This is a genomic window from Streptomyces sp. SirexAA-E (assembly GCF_000177195.2).
GTDB classification, from domain to species: domain Bacteria; phylum Actinomycetota; class Actinomycetes; order Streptomycetales; family Streptomycetaceae; genus Streptomyces; species Streptomyces flavovirens.
In genome coordinates, this window is record NC_015953.1 from 4,328,605 (window position 1) to 4,345,106 (window position 16,502).

Consider the following 16,502-nt stretch of genomic DNA (forward strand, 5'->3'; position numbering starts at 1 on the left):
GGTACCTCAGTGGACGGGGTGCATGGTGCGCTTGAGCCAGGGAGCGGCTGCGATGACGGCCACACCGGCCAGCACCGCGACGGCGCCATTGACACCGAAGTAGGCGGGGTTGGAGACCTCGCCGTAGAGCTTCACGATCTGTGCCTGGATGCCGTTGGCCAGCGCCAGCGACAGGAACCACAGCGCCATCGTCTGGCTGGCGAACGCCTTGGGCGCGAGCTTGGTGGTGGCCGACATGCCCGAGGTCTCCAGCAGGATGTCGCCGAGTCCGAGCAGCAGGTAGGAGCCGACGATCCACCAGGCGGCCATCCGGTAGGTGCCGTCGGCGTGACCGGAGGTCGGCAGGACCATCAGCAGGAAGGAGAGTCCGCCGAGGATCACCCCGATGGCGATCTTGTTGGAGGCGTGCGGCTGGCGCGTCCCCATCCGGGCCCAGACGGCGGCCACCACGGGCGCCAGCGCCACCTCGAAGGCGCCGAGCGCGGAGGCGTACCAGCCGGCCGGGAAGTGGAAGCCGAAGATCTCCGTACGCGCGTTCGTCGAGGCCAGCAGCATCATCGTCGAGTACGCCTGGAAGAGGATGAAGTTGAAGACGACCGAGGCCAGGAAGAGCACGACGTAGGGCCGCAGCCTGCCGCGTTCCTCCGTGGTGACCCGGGGGCTCCGGAACATCACGACGAAGTAGACGACCGGGGCGATCACCGAGACGAGGGTGAGCACGTCGACGAACCGGTCCATGGTGAGCCAGCCGATCAGCGCCAGGGCGGTCGCCACGACGGCCACCACGACGACGCCGCCCACGATCAGCAGCACGGCCCGGCGCATCGGGCCCGGCGCCAGGGCGTACTCCGCCGCGCGCTTTCGCCCGGCCAGGTGACGCCTGCCCGCCACGTACTGGATCAGCCCGAGCGTCATGCCGAAGGCGGCGGCGGAGAAGCCCCAGTGCCATCCGGCGTGGTCACCGAGCCAGCCGGTGATCAGCGGACCGGCGAAGGCGCCGATGTTGATGCCCATGTAGTAGAGGGCGAAGCCGGCGTCCCGGCGCTCGTCCTCGGTGCGGTAGAGCTTGCCGACCATGGACGCCACGTTGGGCTTGAGCAGTCCGGTGCCGGCGCTGATCAGGCCGAGGCCCACCCAGGTCATCGTGGCGGTCGGCACGGCCATCGCGTAGTGGCCGCAGGCGATGAGGATGCCGCCGTACAGGACCGCGCGGTAGGAGCCGAGGATGCGGTCGGCCAGCCAGCCGCCCGCGACGGAGACGAGGTAGACCAGCGTGCCGTACGCGGCGGAGACCGAGGCGGCGGTGCCCGGGTCCATGCCCAGGCCGTCGTTCGCGACCGAGTCCGCGAAGAAGAGGACCAGGATGGCCTGCATGCCGAGGAACGAGAAACGTTCCCAGACCTCCAGCCCGGACAGGGTCATCAGGCCCCGTGGCTGCCCGAAGAAGGCGTGGTCGTCCTCGGGTGCGGGGCCTTCCGGTTCGTTGGTGGTGGCGGCGTGGGACAAAGCGGCAACTCCTGATCGTATGAGCTGATCCCGAACATACCGGCGGTGGCGGGAAGGCGCCCACGGTGATCCAAAGGGGACCGGATACGCTGACTTGAGTGAAGACAGCGACACATCGACATTCCGTGTGATCGTCAGCAGACAGGAGATCCCCTCGTGACCGTCGTCGGGCCGTTCGGACTGCGCGTGCGGGACCAGGCCCTTGAGGCCGATGTCCAGGCCGGTTTGGCCGCTGTCGAGGCCGGGCTGCTGGACGCCACCAAGAGCGAGGTCCCGTTCATCACGGAGGCCGCGCAGCACCTCGTCAGCGCCGGGGGCAAGCGGTTCCGCCCGCTGCTGGTGATGCTCGCTTCGCAGTTCGGCGACCCCGACGCGCCGGGCGTCGTCCCCGCGGCCGTGGTCGTCGAGCTGACGCACCTCGCGACGCTGTACCACGACGACGTGATGGACGAGGCGGACGTACGCCGCGGGGTGGAGAGCGCCAACACCCGCTGGGGCAACTCCGTGGCCGTCCTGACGGGCGACTTCCTCTTCGCCCGCGCCTCGCACATCCTGGCCGACCTCGGCCCCGAGGCCGTACGCATCCAGGCCGAGGCGTTCGAGCGGCTGGTCACCGGCCAGATCCTGGAGACCGCCGGCCCGCGTGACGGGCGCGACCCGGTCGACCACTACATGGACGTCCTGGGCGGCAAGACCGGTTCGCTGGTCGCCGTGGCCGGGCGGTTCGGCGCCATGATGGCGGGCGCCGACGAGTCGGTCGTCGACATCCTCACCCAGTACGGGGAGCGGCTCGGCATCGCCTTCCAGCTCGCCGACGACGTCCTGGACATCGCCTCCGACTCCCACGAGTCCGGCAAGACCCCGGGCACCGACCTCCGCGAGGGCATCTCCACCCTCCCCGTCCTCCACCTGCGGGCGCGGGCCGCCGCCGAGGGCAGGCCCGAGGACCTGAAGCTGGTGGAGCTGCTCGACGGCGACCTGAACGACGACGCCCGGCTCGCCGAGGCGCTGCACGGGCTGCGCGCCCACCCGGCGCTGGAGCAGGCCAGGCGGGACACCGTCCGGTACGCCCAGGAGGCGCGGGCCGTGCTGACGCCGCTGCCGGAGTGCTACGCGAAGTCCGCCCTCGAAGAGCTGTGCGACGCCGTGGTGCACCGCGCGGGCTGACCCTAGGGTGTCTCCCGTCGGTGTCATCCCGGAGAGGTAGGCCCAGTTGCTCCCCCGGGCTGACGCCTGTCGCCGTCCGATTTGGTCAGATGGAGTACGACCACTTCCGACCACATCGGGTGAGAAGGGCGGCGGGGAGTGGGCGAGCGCAACGGGATGGCAGCCGCCGATCACGGAGGTAGGGCACACATGGCACCGAAGGACAGCGCACAGACCACGGGTGACGCCACCGGCGAGGCCCCGGGCACGGTCGTGGGACGCCGGAAGGCGGCGCGCTACGTCGTCCCCGTCGCGGTGGCGGGGGTGGCGGCCGCGACGATCGGACTCGTCCCGGCGCTCGCCGACTCCGGCGACCCGGAGCTGCCCCGGATCACGGCGCAGGAACTCGTCGAGAAGATCGCCGCGTCGGACGAGCAGCAGCTCTCCGGCACGCTGAAGATCAGCACCGACCTCGGGATCCCGTCGTTCGGCGGGCTCACGGACTCGCTCCTGGCGGGCGGGTCGCAAGGCGGGGACAGGCCGAGCGCCGCACCCGCGGACCGGCTGACGGAGCTCACCTCCGGCACGCACACGCTCCGGCTGGCGGCCGACGGCCCCGACCGCCAGCGCCTGTCGCTCCTGGACAAGGGCAGCGAGTACAGCATCGTCCACAACGGGGACGACGTCTGGGCGTACGACAGCGAGAGCGACGCGGTCTTCCACCAGCGGGCGGAGGGCGGGGCCCAGGACGGACCGGCCCACAAGGACGTGCCCGGCACGCCCAAGGAGATGGCCGAGAAGGCACTCGACGCGGCGGGGGACACCACCTCCGTCACGGTCGACGGCACGGCGCGGGTGGCGGGTCGCGACGCGTACCAGCTGCTGATCAAGCCCAAGCAGTCCGGTTCCACGGTGGGGTCCGTCAGGGTCGCGGTGGACGCCGAGAACGGCGTCCCGCTGAAATTCACCCTGGCGCCGAGCGGCGGCGGCAAGGCGGTCGTCGACGCGGGCTTCACCCAGGTCGACTTCGCGAAGCCCGACGCCTCGTCCTTCTCCTTCACCCCGCCGAAGGGCGCGGTGGTGACCGAGGCGGACGAGCTCGCGGCGGGCGCGGACGACCAGAGCGGCGGCGCCTTCCACCAGGACCTGGCGGGACTGGGCGACCTCGGCTCCGCCGACGTCATCGGCGAGGGCTGGACCTCGGTCGCCGTGATCGACGCGGGCAGCGGCGCCGAGGGGCTCTCCGGAAAGGACGCCGCCGGGCTGCCCGCCGAGGCCCAGGGCCTGCTGGGCGCCCTCGGCGACAAGGTCACCGGCGACTTCGGCACGGGCACGGTCTTCAAGACGCGCCTGGTCAACGCCCTGCTGACCGACGACGGCAAGGTCTACGTCGGCGCCGTCACCAAGGACGCGCTGGTGAAGGCCGCCGACACCGCACGGTAGGACACACACCTCACACCGCCCCGCCGTACGCTCCGTACGGCGGGGCGGACGCGTACGGCGGCCCGGCCGGCCGCGGGAAGGGGAACCGGAGCGCGTATGGAACGCACAGCCGACCGGGCGGCGGACCCGGTGCCGGGCACGGGCCGGGACACGGACGCCGTCATCGAGACCAGGGGGCTCACCAAGCGCTACCGCGGGGGCCAGTTGGCGGTCGACGGACTCGACCTCCGTGTGCCGGGCGGCAGCGTCTTCGGCTTCCTCGGGCCCAACGGCTCGGGCAAGACCACGACGATCCGCATGCTGATGGGCCTCGTCGAACCGACCTCGGGCACCGCCCGCGTCCTCGGCGCCCCCATGCCGGCAGGCGCCCGCACGGTACTGCCGCACGTCGGCGCCCTCATCGAAGGCCCCGCGCCGTACGGCTTCCTGACCGGCCGCGACAACCTCGTACGCTACGACCGCGCCGACCCGACGGCCGATCCCCGTACCCGTCGGGCACGGGTGGAGGCCGCCCTGGAGCGGGTCGGCCTCGCGGCGGCGGCCCAGAAGAAGGCCAAGGCGTACTCGCTCGGCATGAAGCAGCGCCTCGGACTCGCCGCCGCGCTGCTCCGGCCGCGCCGGCTGCTCGTCCTGGACGAACCGACGAACGGCCTCGACCCGCAGGGCATGCGTGAGATCCGCGCGCTGGTACGGGAGCTGGCGTCCGAGGGCACCACCGTCTTCCTCTCCTCCCACCTGCTGGACGAGATCGAGCAGCTCTGCGGCCACGCCGCCGTGATGGCCCGGGGCCGGCTCCTCGTCCAGGGACCGGTGGCCGAAATCGCGGCGCACGCCCGCGGCCGGCTCGTCGTCACCACCCCCGACCCGGACAGCGCGGCGCGCGTCCTGCGGGAGCGCGGTGCGAGCGGGATCCTCACCGACGGGGAACGGGTCGGCGCGGACGCCCCGCCCCCGGAAACGGAGCTCGCGGACCTCAACGCCGCGCTGGTCCGCGAGGGCGTGCGCGTACGGTCCTTCGGCGTCGAACGCGGCTCGTTGGAGGACGCGTTCGTCGCCCTCACCGGAGAGGGATTCGATGTCGCCGGCTGAGCTCACCGCCCCCACCGCACCGCGGCGGCGCGCGCTGTGGACCCTCGGGATCCTGCGCTCCGAACTGGTCACCGTGCTCCGCCGGGGACGCACCCTGGCCCTGCTCGGGGTGCTGGCGGCCGTGCCCGTCCTCATCGGCATCGCCGTGCGCGTCGAGACCGGCGACGGCTCCCCGGCCGGTCCCGGAGGCGGCGGAGGACCGGCCTTCCTCACCCAGGCCACCCACAACGGCCTCTTCCTGGTCTTCGCGGCCCTCTCCGCGACGCTCCCCGTCCTCCTGCCGATGGCGGCCGGGGTGGTCGCGGGCGACAGCGTCGCGGGGGAGGCGAGCGCCGGGACCCTGCGCTACCTGCTGGTCGCCCCGGCGGGCCGGAGCAGGCTGCTGCTCGCCAAGTACACGTCGGTGCTGGTCTTCTGCCTGGTAGCGACCCTGGTCGTGGCGGTCTCGGCGCTCGTGGTGGGGTCGCTGCTCTTCCCCGTCGGTGAGGTCACGACGATCTCCGGGACCCGGATCAGTTTCGGCCAAGGTCTGGTGCGCGCCGCGCTGATCGCGGTGACGGTCGCGGTGTCGCTGGCCGGGTTCGCCGCGCTGGGCCTGTTCGTCTCGACGCTCACCGACAGCGGGATCGCGGCGATGGCGGCCACCGTCGGCGTGCTGATCACCGCGCAGATCCTGGACACGATGCCGCAGCTGGAGGCGATCGGACCGTATCTCTTCCCGCACTACTGGCTGTCCTTCACGGACCTGCTGCGCGAGCCCGTCTACTGGGACGAGATGGTCAGGAACCTGGGCCTCCAGGCGCTGTACACCGCCGTGTTCGGCTCGGCTGCCTGGGCCCGATTCACGACGAAGGACATCACCGCCTGAGCGATGACCACCTGCCGGGAGCCGTCCGTCCGCGCCGTCGGCCGGTCGAGCCGTCCCCCGATCGGCTCGTCGCGGCACGAACGGCACGAACGGTGTAGGCGAAACGTCACGACACGGTACGTTCCGTTTCTGCAAGGTCATTGTTCGACTTCTGGCGACGACCTGTCAACAAGCAGTGGCCGGTATCCCCCTATGCTCACCGAATGATCACATCGCAGAGTTCCCTGCGCCGCAGCGAGAGATCACGACGGGCGACGCTCGACGCCGCCTTGGAACTGTGCACGGAAAAGGGGTACGGCCGGGTCACCGTGGAGGCCATCGCGGCCCGCGCCGGCGTGAGCAAGAAGACGATCTACCGCTGGTGGTCCTCGAAGGGGGCGGTGCTCCTGGAGGCCTTCGTCGACGCGTTCGTCGGCGCCACACCGTTCGTCGACACCGGCGACATCGCGCTCGACCTGCGGACGCACATCAACAGCGCGGTGAAGCTGACCTCCACACCGCCCTACGGACCGGCGTACGCCGGGATCCTCTCCGAGATGCACTACGACGACGCCCTGGCCGAGGCCGTCCAGGAACAACTGGTCGGCCCGCGCTTCGCGGCGGCCGAGGCGCGACTGGCGAAGGCCCAGGAGCAGGGGCAGGTGCCGGCGGGGGCGAATCTCCCACTGGCCGTGGAGATGCTCTACGGCCCCGTCTACTACCGCCACGTGCTGCGTAAGCCGCCGCAGGACGAGGCGACGGTCGCGACGCTGGTGGACCACGTCCTGCGCTCCCTGGGCGCGGCACCGGACGGCCCCCGGGGTGCCTTGCCGGGGGCCGTCCCCCGTCCCGCTTCCGGAGACCTCAGCTGAAGAAGGTCTTGGCCCGGGCCACCGCCTCGGTGTCGGACCGTACGTCACCGGGGCGGGTGCCGTTGCCCAGCAGCGCCCCGCCCCACCGCATGCCCAGACAGGCCGCGGAATTGCACCGGAAGCGCAGCAGTACGTGAAGAAGTACCCCGTCTCCCACCCGGTGTCCGCTGAAAGCTACCCGAGCCCCGCCTACGACGGCCTGACTGAGATCTGGTTCGAAAGCTGTGCGGACCACGATGCCTTCTTCGCGTCCAAGAACTACGAGGAGCTGGTGAACCCGGACGAGAGCACGGTCATGCATTCAGTGGCAGTGATGGTCACTGAAGAAAGGGTTGTGCTCTCTGGTCGAAGAGGCGCTCCAGGACCACCGCGACCCCGTCCTCCTCGTTCGACAGGGTGATCTCGTCCGCCGCCGCCTTGAGTTCGGGATGGGCGTCGGCCATCGCGACGCCGTGGCCGCAGAGCCGGAACATCGGCAGGTCGTTGGGCATGTCTCCGAAGGCGACCGCCCCGGCGGGGTCGCGGTCCAACTGTGCGGTGGCCAGAGCGATTCCGGTGCCCTTGTCCACCCCGTACGGTGCCAGCTCCACCGTGCCGGGGCCCGCCATCGTCACGGAGGCGAGATCGCCCACGGCGGCACGGGCCAGGGCGGTCAGCTCGTCGTCCGTCAGCTCCGGGTGGCGCACCAGGACCTTGATGACCGGCGTCGCGAAGAGTTCGCTCCGCCGGGTGACGGTCCGGGCGGGCAGTGACGCGTGCGGCATGCGGTAGCCCTGCTCGATCAGGGTCACGCCGTCGGCGCCGTCCTGGTCCACGGCCGCGAAGACCCCTCCGGCCTCGGCCTCGATCTTGCCGAGCGCCGTCTCGGCCAGCTCCCGGTCGAGCGCCACGGAGTGCAGCATCCGGGCCGAACCGGCGTCGTACACCTGGGTGCCCTGGCCGCAGACGGCGATGCCCTCGTAGCCGAGGTCGGCGAGGAGGGCCCGTATGTTCGGCACCGGCCGCCCCGTCACGACGAGATGGAGCGCACCGGCCGCGGTGGCGCGGGCCAGGGCGGCCCGGGTGCGGGGGCTCACGGTGTCGTCGGAGCGCAGCAGGGTGCCGTCCAGGTCCGTGGCGACGAGGACGGGTGCGAGTGGCGTGACCATGGGGGTCAGCCTAGAGACGCCCGGAGCCCCGGCTTGCGCACGGGGCTCCGGCTGTGCTCACCGCTCAGACGGCGCCGAACTCTCCGGCCTTGACCCCGGTCACGAAGGACGCGAAGGCGGCGGCGGGGACGGTCAGTACGGGGCTGAGCGGATCCTTGGAATCACGGAGGGGAACGACGCCGCGTGAGGTGGCGAGGTTCACGGCGACCTCGATGCAGGTGCCGCCGTTGCCGCTGTACGAGGACTTGTACCAGCGGGCGGAGTTGGTCGTCACGAGTTGCCCTTTCGCGGTTGTCCGGTAGGTGCCCTCAGGCGGCGTCGAACGTCCCGGCCTTGACCCCGGTCACGAAGGACGCGAAGGCGGCGGCGGGGACGGCGAGGACCGGCCCGCTCGGGTCCTTCGAGTCGCGGACAGGGACGGTGCCGGTGGCGGCCGCGTGGCCGGGTGACCACTCGACGCAGGTACCGCCGTTGTCGCTGTACGAGGATTTGATCCAGGCAGGGTCGAGGGCGACCTCGATGCAGGATCCGCCGTTGCCGCTGTAGGAGGACTTGTACCAGCGGAGGGAGTTGGTCGTCATGGGTGCCCTTTCGCGGTGGTCCGATGGATGCGCTCAGACGGTGCGGAACTCTCCGGTCTTGACGCCGGTCACGAAGGACGCGAAGGCGGCGGTGGGGACGGTCAGTACGGGGCTGAGCGGATCCTTGGAATCACGGACGGGAACGACGCCGCGTGAGGTGGCGAGGTTCACGGCGACCTCGATGCAGTCGCCGCCGTTGTTGCTGTAGGAGGACTTGAACCAGCGGGGGGAATCGGTCGTCACGACATGCCCTTTCGTACCTGCTCGATCATGGCCACTGATGCCGCCTGGGACAGCGCTTCGGCCTGTAGTTGATGGTAGGCCGTCAACATGGGCATCACCGAGGTGCTCTCCCGGTCCAGGTTTCCCTGGGCCTGGGATTCGGCGTAGCAGACAACCGAGCGGTCCGGCAGCGTCAGGAGGTTGACGGGCAGGTCGAAGGTGCGTCGTTCCCCTATCTCGTACGGTGCGATCTGCAGCAGCGAGTTCGGTGATTCGGCGAACTCGGCCAACCGTGCCATCTGGGCGCTCATGACGGCGGATCCGCCGACAGGGCGGCGGATGCAGCTTTCGTCCATGATCACGAACACCATGGGCGGCCGATCGCGAACCAGTGCCGCCTGCCGCTCCGCCAGGAAAGACACGCGCTCGTCGGCCTGTTCAGGTGCGATGGCGCCTCGGCGTACGGTGCTGTCGGCCAGCACGCGTGCGTACGCAGGGGTCTGCAACAAGCCGGGGATGATCCCGACGTTGTAGAGCCGGATCTCAACTGCCTGACCCTCGTACCTGAGGTACTCCGGAAATCCCTCCAGCAGTGCGCCCTGCCGGATCTTGCGGTACTGGCGCTCGAATGTGTCCGCCCCGCCGGTCAGGCCGAGTGCCTTGTCGGTACTGAGCGAAAAGCGAAGGGTTGGAGGCTTGCGGCCGGTTTCGACCGCTGAGATGTGCACGCTGGAGTAGCCGATGCGCGCGGCGAGATCGTCCTGGGTCCAGCCGCGTGCTTCCCGCAGGCTGCGTAAACGTGCGCCGTAGGCCGCCTGGGGCGAGGCGTCTGGGTTCAACTCCTTGCGGTTCATGGGGGGCTCGCCAACCTTTCATTCGCTTCTCACAGCTTGAAGGGTGCCCAGGTGTGGGACACGCTGAGCCGCACAGTAGCGGAGTCGCTACGGAGAGGAGTGGCCCATGTCTGTGGAACGCGGACTGCCGAGCCGACCGGGACTCCCACCCGTCCCCGCCCCCGGCACGCTCGTGGTGGACACCCAACGCGGTGACCGCGTGGGCGAGTTCCGGGGGGTCGCCGGCCCGTACTGGTCCCTGCGGCCCGTCAGGGGCGGGGCCGAATGGGAGGCGGATCCCGCACACGTGCGGCCCGCCGACGCCAGGGAGCATCTGCACGCGGCGACGGCCATCGCGAACCGCCGGAGCGCGGGGGAGTGGCTGTGAGGTGCCGCCGTGACCGTTCCGAAGGACCCCGTCGTGCCCTGGAGGGCTGAACCGTGGACCAGTGCACCGCCTTCACCCTGCTGAGTCCTCCGCGCCACCTCGTGGAATTGCTGGAAGATCCGGAACCGGCGTACGTCCTGTGCGAACTCGGCGAGGGGCACGAGGGCGACCACGCCACGCTGCTGTGGGACCTGGACGGCGACAGCGGTGGCGTGTGGGCGCGCTGGGACGAACGGCGCACGCGGCTGGCGCCGTTCGCGTGGTGCCCGGAGGTGGACGGCGAGGGGGGTGCGTGCGAGCTGTTCGCCGAGCACTCCTCCGGGCACAGCTGGGACGTCGTCGACCCCACGAGGGCGGCCTTGTGGGAGCTGGTGAGGAGGGACAGCCCGCACCTGTTCCCCGAGCAGGACGCACCCTGAGGTCCGCCCCGCCGCTCAGTGCACGCAGAACTCGTTGCCCTCCGGGTCCAGGAGGACCTGCCACGAGCCCCCAGGCTCCTCGATCGTGTCCAGCACGCTCGCTCCGAGTCGCACCAGTCGGGCCACCTCCTCCTCGCGCTGTCCGGGCTCGGTGTGGACATCGATGTGGAGGCGGTTCTTCACCGTCTTCGGCTCCACGACCTGCTGGAAGAGCAGACGGCGGCCCAGGCCGGTCCCGCTGCGGGCGTCGTGCGGGTCGTCAGGGTGCCGCACCGCAGCCAGGCCGCGCCAGGCGTGGCGGCCGTGGGACTCGACGACGGCGGCTTCGGGGACCTGGCCGCCGGCGAGCAGTTCGGTGATGAGAGGGCTGTTGTCCTCGACCTCGTAGCCGAGGGCCTCGGCCCAGAAGTCGGCCTGGGCGTGCGGGTCGCCGGCGTCGATGACGAGCTTCCAGTGCAGGGTCATGGAAACCGTTTATAGTGGTTACATGACGGAGAGGGCAACCGAAACTCCGGAGCCGGGGATGGTCCTGCGGACACCGCGAGGCCGCGTGTTCCGGTTCGATCCCGGCGCTCTCTGCCTGGAGCTGCTGCTCACCAGTGATCCGGGCGGGATGCCGTGGACGTACGAGACACTGCGCGAGCCCGCCGACCTGGTCCGCTGGGCGGCGGAGAGCCGGCTGCCGGACGGGCTGCCGCTGGTCGTCGGCGACGAGGAGCTGGAGCGGGCACGTGTGCTGCGCGGTGCCCTCTGGCGGATGACGCGGGCCCGTGCGCGGGGCGAGGAGCTGGCGCCGGCCGACACGCAGGTGGTGAACGAGGTCGCCGCGGCACCCCCGCTGGTGGCGGCGGTGACCCCGTCGGGCGAGCGGGTGTGGGCGCCGGGCGCGACCGGCAGCGCCCTGCTGTCGACGGTCGCCCGCGACGCGGTCGAACTCTTCACCGGGCCGAACGCCCACCGCGTCCGGGAGTGCGAGGCCGTGGAATGCGCCCTGCACTTCGTCGACACGTCCCGCCCCGGCAGACGGCGCTGGTGCGCCATGGGCCGCTGCGGGAACCGCCACAAGGTGCGGGCCCATCGCGCCCGTACCGCCCTGCCCGGCGACGGTGCCGGACGAGCGGAAGGAGAGGCGTGATGCCGACCGGACTGACACAGGACGCGGGATGGGAGATCGGGGTCTCCCGGGCCCTGCCCAGGCCCGTCGAGGCGCTCTGGGAATTCGTGACGAGCGACGAAGGGGTGGCCCTCTGGCTCGGGCCGGGGGTGCGGCTGCCCACCGAGAAGGGCGCCGGATACCGCACGGACGACGGCGTCGAGGGGGAGCTCCGCAGCTACCGCCCCGGCGACCGGGTCCGGCTCACCCACGGACCGACGACGGTCCAGGTCGCGGTCTCACCCGGCCGCTCCGACGACCGGGCCGTTCTCCGCCTGCACCAGGAACATCTGGGCGGCGCCGGGGAGCGCGAGGAGCGGCGCGCCCACTGGCGGAATGTGATGGACCGGATCGAGGCCGCCCTCGGCTGACGCGCGGCCTCGCCCGCCCGGCCGCCGGGGTCAGGGAGCGGGCGTACGCTCCTGGGCCGGGCCCCCGTCCGTGGCGGCCGTGGAGCCCGGTCCGGACGGCGCCGAAGCGGAATCCGTGCCCGTCGGCGCTCCGGCCTCGGCCGCGCGTACCGCCAGGCGCAGCGCCTCGGCCCTCGTGCGCCGTGCCGTGCGCAGCGCTTCCCAGGTCAGCAGGGCCAGCGCGACCCAGACGAGTGCGAAGCCGGCCCAGCGCTCGGGCGGCATCTCCTCGTGGAAGTACAGGATGCCCAGCGCGAACTGGAAGACCGGCGCCAGATACTGCAGCAGGCCCAGCACGGACAGCGGCACCCGGATCGCGGCCGCGCCGAAGCAGATGAGCGGGATCGCGGTGATGATGCCCGTCGCGGCGAGCAGGGCCCCGTGGCCCGCGCCCGAGGTGACGAACGTCGACTCGCCGCGCGCCGCGAGCCACAGCAGGAACCCGAGCGCGGGCACGAACAGCACGGCGGTCTCGGCGGCCAGGGACTCCAGGCCGCCCATGTCGACCTTCTTCTTCACCAGGCCGTACGTCGCGAACGAGAACGCCAGCACCAACGAGATCCACGGCGGCTGCCCGTAGCCGATCGCCAGCACGAGCACCGCCGCGAGGCCGGTCGCGACCGCGGCCCACTGGGCGGGCCGCAGCCGCTCACCGAGCAGCAGGACGCCCATGGCGATCGTGACCAGCGGGTTGATGAAGTAGCCGAGCGACGCCTCGACGACATGGCCGTTGTTGACCGACCAGATGTACAGGCCCCAGTTGACCGAGATGACGGTCGCGGCGACGGCGATCAGCGCCAGCCGCCGGGGCCGGCCGAGCAGTTCACGTATCCAGGCCCAGCGGCGCAGCGCCAGCAGGGCCACACCCACCACGGCGAGCGACCAGACCATCCGGTGGGCGAGGATCTCCACCGCGCCCGACGGCTCCAGCAGCGGCCAGAAGAGGGGCACCAGACCCCACATCCCGTACGCGCCGATTCCGTACAGCAGGCCTGCCCGCTGTTCGTTCTTCCCTTCCACAGGCCCTCCCGGCGCTCCTCGGCCGGCGGTCGGCCGACTGCACGACGGTAGCCCCGGAAGGGCCGCCTGTCACAGCCGTCTCACGGATACGGTCATGACAGGCGGCCGGTGGCTCACAGGGCGGCGACCGCCGCGGTCACCGTCTCGGCGAGGGGGGTCGTCGGCCGGCCGATGAGCCGGGCCAGGTCACCGCCGGTGGCGGCGAGCAGCCCGCGCCCGATCGCCTCGTCGACGTCGACGAGGATCGCGGCGAAGGCCTCGGGCAGCCCGGCGCCGACGAGGATCTCCTGGTGCACGGCGGCCGGGACCCGGTTGTACGCGATCTCCTTGCCGGTGGCCTCGGCGACCACCGCGGCGTACTCGTCCAGCGACCAGGCGGTGTCCCCGCTCAGCTCGTACGCCGTGCCGAGGTGGCCCTCGCCGGTGAGGACCGCGACGGCGGCCGCGGCGTAGTCCGCCCGGGTGGCGGAGGCGATGCGTCCGTCGCCCGCGTTGCCGACGACGGCGCCGTGCTCCAGGACCGGGGCCAGGTTCGCCGTGTAGTTCTCGGTGTACCAGCCGTTGCGCAGGAAGGTGTACGGGAGCCCGGAGTCGAGGACCAGCTGCTCGGTGGCCTTGTGCTCCTCGGCCAGCAGGAAGTCCGCGTCCGGCCCGCCCAGCACTCCGGTGTACGCGAGCTGCGCGACCCCGGCGGCCTTCGCCGCGTCGATCACGGCGGTGTGCTGGGGTATCCGCCGGCCGACCTCGCTGCCCGAGATGAGCAGGACGCGGTCGCCGGCCCGGAAGGCCCCGGCGAGGGTCTCGGGGCGGTCGTAGTCGGCGACGCGGAGCTCGACGCCCCGGGCGGCGAGCGCGGCGGCCTTCTCCTTGTCGCGGACGACGGCGACGATCCGGTCGGCCGGGACCGTGTCGAGCAGCTGCTCGACGACGAGACGGCCGAGGGCGCCGGTGGCTCCGGTGACGACGATGCTCATGGGGGTTCTCTCCTGGATGCGCTGATCTGCTGCGGGTGGGACAGCACTCACTCTAGGAGAGTCACTAACTTGGGGAAAGTACCCACTTTGAAGTAAGGTACTGGTATGACGGTAAGCATCCTGGACCAAGTGGGCGGCCGGCGCCCGGACGTCAACCAGCAGACCTGCCCCTCCCGGCTGGTCCTCGAACACGTCACCAGCCGGTGGGGCGTGCTCGTGCTGGCCGCGCTGCTGGAGCGGTCCTACCGGTTCAGCGAACTGCGCCGCACGGTCGGCGGCGTCAGCGAGAAGATGCTGGCCCAGACCCTCCAGACACTGGAGCGCGACGGCTTCGTGCACCGGGACGCGAAGCCGGTGATCCCGCCCCGCGTGGACTACTCGCTGACCCCGCTCGGCAGGGAGGCCGCCGACCAGGTCTGGGCCCTGGCGCGCTGGGCCGAGCAGCGACTGGACGAGGTCGAGTCGGCGCGCGCCGTGTACGACGCACGGGCCGCTCAGTCCGGCTGAGGCTCCTTCCCCTCCTCCAGGACGTGCAGCGCGCGCGACACGTCGAAGGGCAGGATCGTCACGGCGACGTGCGGCAGGGTGCCCAGCACCTTCGCCATCCCCTCGCCCGTGCCCCGGTGCAGCAGCTTCCCCAGGACATGGCGGTAGAGCCTGCGCGGCACCAGGACCGTCAGCGAGGTGTCCCCGTCCCGGGTGGTGCGGGCCGCGAGCTCCGCCATCGCGTGGTGCAGCCGCCGGTCCGGGCAGGCGACGACGTCCAGCGGCACGGAGGTCGCCGAGGTGTCCGACCACCGGTCCGCCAGCCGCTCCGCGTACGGCTCGTCGATCGCGAAGTGCACCGCCCTGATGCCGTCGGGCCGCAGCTCGTGGGCGTAGCGCAGGGCCTTCAGCGTCGCCAGGTCCAGCCGCTGGACGAGGACGAACACCACATGGCGGTGGGTCGGCGGCCGGTCCGCCCCCGAGGGCTGGATGCCCTCCAGCGCGGCGGCCTCGCGCCTGTACTCGCGGTTGATCCGCGTCAGCGCCCACACGCCGAGCGGGAAGACCACGACGACCAGCCACGCCCCCTCGGTGAACTTGGTGATTGCGAAGATGACCACCACGGCGGCCGAGATGACCGAGGCCAGGGCGTTCACCGCGATCTTCTTCCGGCGGTGGGGCTCACGGCGCCGCAGGTGGTACGCGGCGAGACCGGCACCGGCCATGGTGAAGGCGGTGAAGACGCCGATCGCGTACAACGCCACCAGCTTGTCCACGCTGGCCCGGGTCGCCAGGAGCAGGGCCAGCGAGACCACGGCGAGGCAGATGATGCCGTTGGAGAACGCCAGCCGGTGCCCCCGCCGGGTCAGCACCCGGGGCAGGAACCGGTCCTGGGCCACGAAGCTCGCCAGGAAGGGGAAACCGGTGAACGGCGTGTTGGCCCCCGTGTACAGCACCAGAGCCGTCGCCAGCTGCACGAACACCAGCCCGATCGTGCCCAGCGGCCCACCGCCGAACGCGAGATGGGCCTCCTGGGCGATCACGGTCGGCGTGCCGTCGGTGTACGGGACGGCGTGGGTGACGTGCGCCAGCGTGGAGACGCCGAGCACGAGGAACCCGAGCACGCAGCTCATCACGATCATGGTCCGGCGGGCGTTACGGCCCTGCGGTTCACGGAACGCGGAGATGCCGTTCGAGATCGCCTCCAGCCCGGTCAGCGAGGAACCGCCGTTGGCGAACGCGCGCAGCACGATGAAGAGCGACGCCCCGTACAGCCAGCCGTCGCCCCCGGTGCCGAGCGGGACGACGCCCACGGCGCGCAGATCGGCGTGCGGCAGGTCCCCGAGCAGCCCCCGGACCGCCGAGACGACGACGACCAGGCCGATCGCCGCCATGAAGAGGTACGCGGGAAGGGCGAAGATCCGGCCGGCCTCCCGGACACCCCGCAGGTTCCCGTACGCCAGCAGCACCACGGCCGCGACCGACAGGGGGAGCTGGAAACGGTCCATGCCGGTCCAGCCGCCGCCCGCCAGATGCGCCAGCGAGATCAGCGCGTTGGTGCCCGCCGACACCTGCACGGCCACGGTCACCACGTAGTCGACGAGCAGGGCGACGGCGGCGACCTGGGCGACGTCCGGCCCGAAGTTCTCCCGCGCCACGACGTACGAGCCGCCCGCCCGCGTGTAGATCATCACGACGTCGCTGTAACAGAGCGTCAGCAGGACCAGGACGAGCAGGATCGCCCCGGTCACCGGCATGAGGAGGGTGAAGCCCGCGACCCCCACCGCCGGCACCAGGACCCGCAGCATCTGCTCCGAGCCGTACGCCGACGAACTGACGCAGTCCGACGCCAGGACACCGAGCGCCGTCCGGTTGCTCAGCTTCTCGTCGCTGAGGTGTTCGCTGGTGAGCGCCTTGCCGAGCAGGCGATTCTTGACGCGGTACACCGGGCGGTCCAGGGACATG

At 71.4% G+C, this 16,502-nt stretch carries 21 protein-coding genes and 1 pseudogene; 11 read left to right on the forward strand and 11 right to left on the reverse strand.

What is annotated here, in order from left to right; translation table 11 throughout:
* Positions 1-6: 6 nt before the first annotated feature.
* Positions 7-1,506 (reverse strand): peptide MFS transporter, encoded by a 1,500-nt coding sequence (locus SACTE_RS19365; RefSeq protein ID WP_014047712.1) that lies wholly within the window; start codon positions 1,504-1,506, stop codon positions 7-9.
* Between the two features lie 156 nt (positions 1,507-1,662).
* Between SACTE_RS19365 and SACTE_RS19370 the strand changes: the two genes are divergently transcribed.
* The 5 genes from SACTE_RS19370 to SACTE_RS19390 all read left to right on the forward strand — a co-directional run bounded on the left by SACTE_RS19370 (position 1,663) and on the right by SACTE_RS19390 (position 6,903).
* On the forward strand, positions 1,663-2,673 hold the full coding sequence (locus SACTE_RS19370) for a polyprenyl synthetase family protein (protein WP_014047713.1): 1,011 nt from the start codon (positions 1,663-1,665) through the stop codon (positions 2,671-2,673).
* 189 nt (positions 2,674-2,862) lie between these two features.
* Positions 2,863-4,095, forward strand: coding sequence for a sigma-E factor regulatory protein RseB domain-containing protein (locus tag SACTE_RS19375; protein WP_014047714.1), 1,233 nt, complete (start codon positions 2,863-2,865; stop codon positions 4,093-4,095).
* Positions 4,096-4,191: 96 nt separating this feature from the next.
* Positions 4,192-5,184: an ABC transporter ATP-binding protein gene (locus SACTE_RS19380; protein WP_014047715.1), complete on the forward strand. Its 993-nt coding sequence runs from the start codon at positions 4,192-4,194 to the stop codon at positions 5,182-5,184.
* Entirely contained in the window at positions 5,171-6,052 is an 882-nt protein-coding gene (locus SACTE_RS19385; protein ID WP_014047716.1) for an ABC transporter permease, read from the forward strand. Before SACTE_RS19380 ends, SACTE_RS19385 begins: the two co-directional genes overlap by 14 nt.
* A gap of 203 nt (positions 6,053-6,255) precedes the next feature.
* Positions 6,256-6,903 carry a TetR/AcrR family transcriptional regulator gene (locus SACTE_RS19390; protein ID WP_014047717.1) on the forward strand — a complete coding sequence of 216 codons (648 nt, stop codon included), beginning with the start codon at positions 6,256-6,258 and terminating at the stop codon, positions 6,901-6,903.
* Here SACTE_RS19390 and SACTE_RS35120 read toward each other — a convergent pair.
* A pseudogene (locus SACTE_RS35120) lies at positions 6,896-7,015 on the reverse strand (flavodoxin); the annotation flags it as partial. The gene SACTE_RS19390 and the pseudogene SACTE_RS35120 sit on opposite strands and share 8 nt — an antisense overlap.
* A 21-nt stretch (positions 7,016-7,036) precedes the next feature.
* On the opposite strand from SACTE_RS35120, the gene SACTE_RS35125 reads away from it, so the two are divergent.
* Positions 7,037-7,303 carry an EthD domain-containing protein gene (locus SACTE_RS35125; protein WP_232793475.1) on the forward strand — a complete coding sequence of 89 codons (267 nt, stop codon included), beginning with the start codon at positions 7,037-7,039 and terminating at the stop codon, positions 7,301-7,303.
* On the opposite strand, the gene SACTE_RS19395 is transcribed toward SACTE_RS35125, so the two are convergent.
* The 5 genes from SACTE_RS19395 to SACTE_RS19415 form a co-directional block, all read right to left on the reverse strand.
* Positions 7,221-8,051: an HAD family hydrolase gene (locus SACTE_RS19395; RefSeq protein WP_014047718.1), complete on the reverse strand. Its 831-nt coding sequence runs from the start codon at positions 8,049-8,051 to the stop codon at positions 7,221-7,223. The genes SACTE_RS35125 and SACTE_RS19395 overlap by 83 nt on opposite strands.
* A gap of 64 nt (positions 8,052-8,115) precedes the next feature.
* On the reverse strand, positions 8,116-8,325 hold the full coding sequence (locus tag SACTE_RS19400) for a DUF397 domain-containing protein (protein ID WP_014047719.1): 210 nt from the start codon (positions 8,323-8,325) through the stop codon (positions 8,116-8,118).
* 34 nt (positions 8,326-8,359) lie between these two features.
* Positions 8,360-8,632: a DUF397 domain-containing protein gene (locus SACTE_RS19405; protein ID WP_014047720.1), complete on the reverse strand. Its 273-nt coding sequence runs from the start codon at positions 8,630-8,632 to the stop codon at positions 8,360-8,362.
* A 33-nt stretch (positions 8,633-8,665) separates the two neighbouring features.
* Positions 8,666-8,875: a DUF397 domain-containing protein gene (locus SACTE_RS19410; protein ID WP_014047721.1), complete on the reverse strand. Its 210-nt coding sequence runs from the start codon at positions 8,873-8,875 to the stop codon at positions 8,666-8,668.
* Positions 8,872-9,708, reverse strand: coding sequence for a helix-turn-helix transcriptional regulator (locus SACTE_RS19415; RefSeq protein ID WP_014047722.1), 837 nt, complete (start codon positions 9,706-9,708; stop codon positions 8,872-8,874). The genes SACTE_RS19410 and SACTE_RS19415 overlap by 4 nt, the downstream gene beginning before the upstream one ends.
* Before the next feature lie 106 nt (positions 9,709-9,814).
* Between SACTE_RS19415 and SACTE_RS19420 the strand changes: the two genes are divergently transcribed.
* Together SACTE_RS19420 and SACTE_RS19425 are read left to right on the forward strand one after the other, a co-directional pair.
* On the forward strand, positions 9,815-10,075 hold the full coding sequence (locus SACTE_RS19420) for a hypothetical protein (RefSeq protein WP_014047723.1): 261 nt from the start codon (positions 9,815-9,817) through the stop codon (positions 10,073-10,075).
* A gap of 53 nt (positions 10,076-10,128) precedes the next feature.
* Positions 10,129-10,494, forward strand: coding sequence for a hypothetical protein (locus SACTE_RS19425; protein WP_014047724.1), 366 nt, complete (start codon positions 10,129-10,131; stop codon positions 10,492-10,494).
* 15 nt (positions 10,495-10,509) lie between these two features.
* On the opposite strand, the gene SACTE_RS19430 is transcribed toward SACTE_RS19425, so the two are convergent.
* A complete protein-coding gene (locus SACTE_RS19430; protein ID WP_014047725.1) occupies positions 10,510-10,959 on the reverse strand; it encodes a VOC family protein in 450 nt (149 codons plus the stop codon).
* A gap of 22 nt (positions 10,960-10,981) precedes the next feature.
* Between SACTE_RS19430 and SACTE_RS19435 the strand changes: the two genes are divergently transcribed.
* Together SACTE_RS19435 and SACTE_RS19440 are read left to right on the forward strand one after the other, a co-directional pair.
* A complete protein-coding gene (locus SACTE_RS19435; protein WP_226995180.1) occupies positions 10,982-11,629 on the forward strand; it encodes an ABATE domain-containing protein in 648 nt (215 codons plus the stop codon).
* Positions 11,629-12,018 carry a hypothetical protein gene (locus SACTE_RS19440; RefSeq protein ID WP_014047727.1) on the forward strand — a complete coding sequence of 130 codons (390 nt, stop codon included), beginning with the start codon at positions 11,629-11,631 and terminating at the stop codon, positions 12,016-12,018. Before SACTE_RS19435 ends, SACTE_RS19440 begins: the two co-directional genes overlap by 1 nt.
* A gap of 30 nt (positions 12,019-12,048) precedes the next feature.
* On the opposite strand, the gene rarD is transcribed toward SACTE_RS19440, so the two are convergent.
* A complete protein-coding gene (rarD, locus tag SACTE_RS19445) occupies positions 12,049-13,077 on the reverse strand; it encodes an EamA family transporter RarD (protein ID WP_014047728.1) in 1,029 nt (342 codons plus the stop codon).
* A gap of 113 nt (positions 13,078-13,190) precedes the next feature.
* Positions 13,191-14,051: an SDR family oxidoreductase gene (locus tag SACTE_RS19450; RefSeq protein WP_014047729.1), complete on the reverse strand. Its 861-nt coding sequence runs from the start codon at positions 14,049-14,051 to the stop codon at positions 13,191-13,193.
* Positions 14,052-14,156: 105 nt separating this feature from the next.
* On the opposite strand from SACTE_RS19450, the gene SACTE_RS19455 reads away from it, so the two are divergent.
* A complete protein-coding gene (locus tag SACTE_RS19455; RefSeq protein ID WP_014047730.1) occupies positions 14,157-14,558 on the forward strand; it encodes a helix-turn-helix domain-containing protein in 402 nt (133 codons plus the stop codon).
* Here SACTE_RS19455 and SACTE_RS19460 read toward each other — a convergent pair.
* Complete coding sequence (locus SACTE_RS19460; protein ID WP_014047731.1) at positions 14,546-16,501, reverse strand: APC family permease; 1,956 nt, start codon at positions 16,499-16,501, stop codon at positions 14,546-14,548. The genes SACTE_RS19455 and SACTE_RS19460 overlap by 13 nt on opposite strands.
* Position 16,502: the final 1 nt, after the last annotated feature.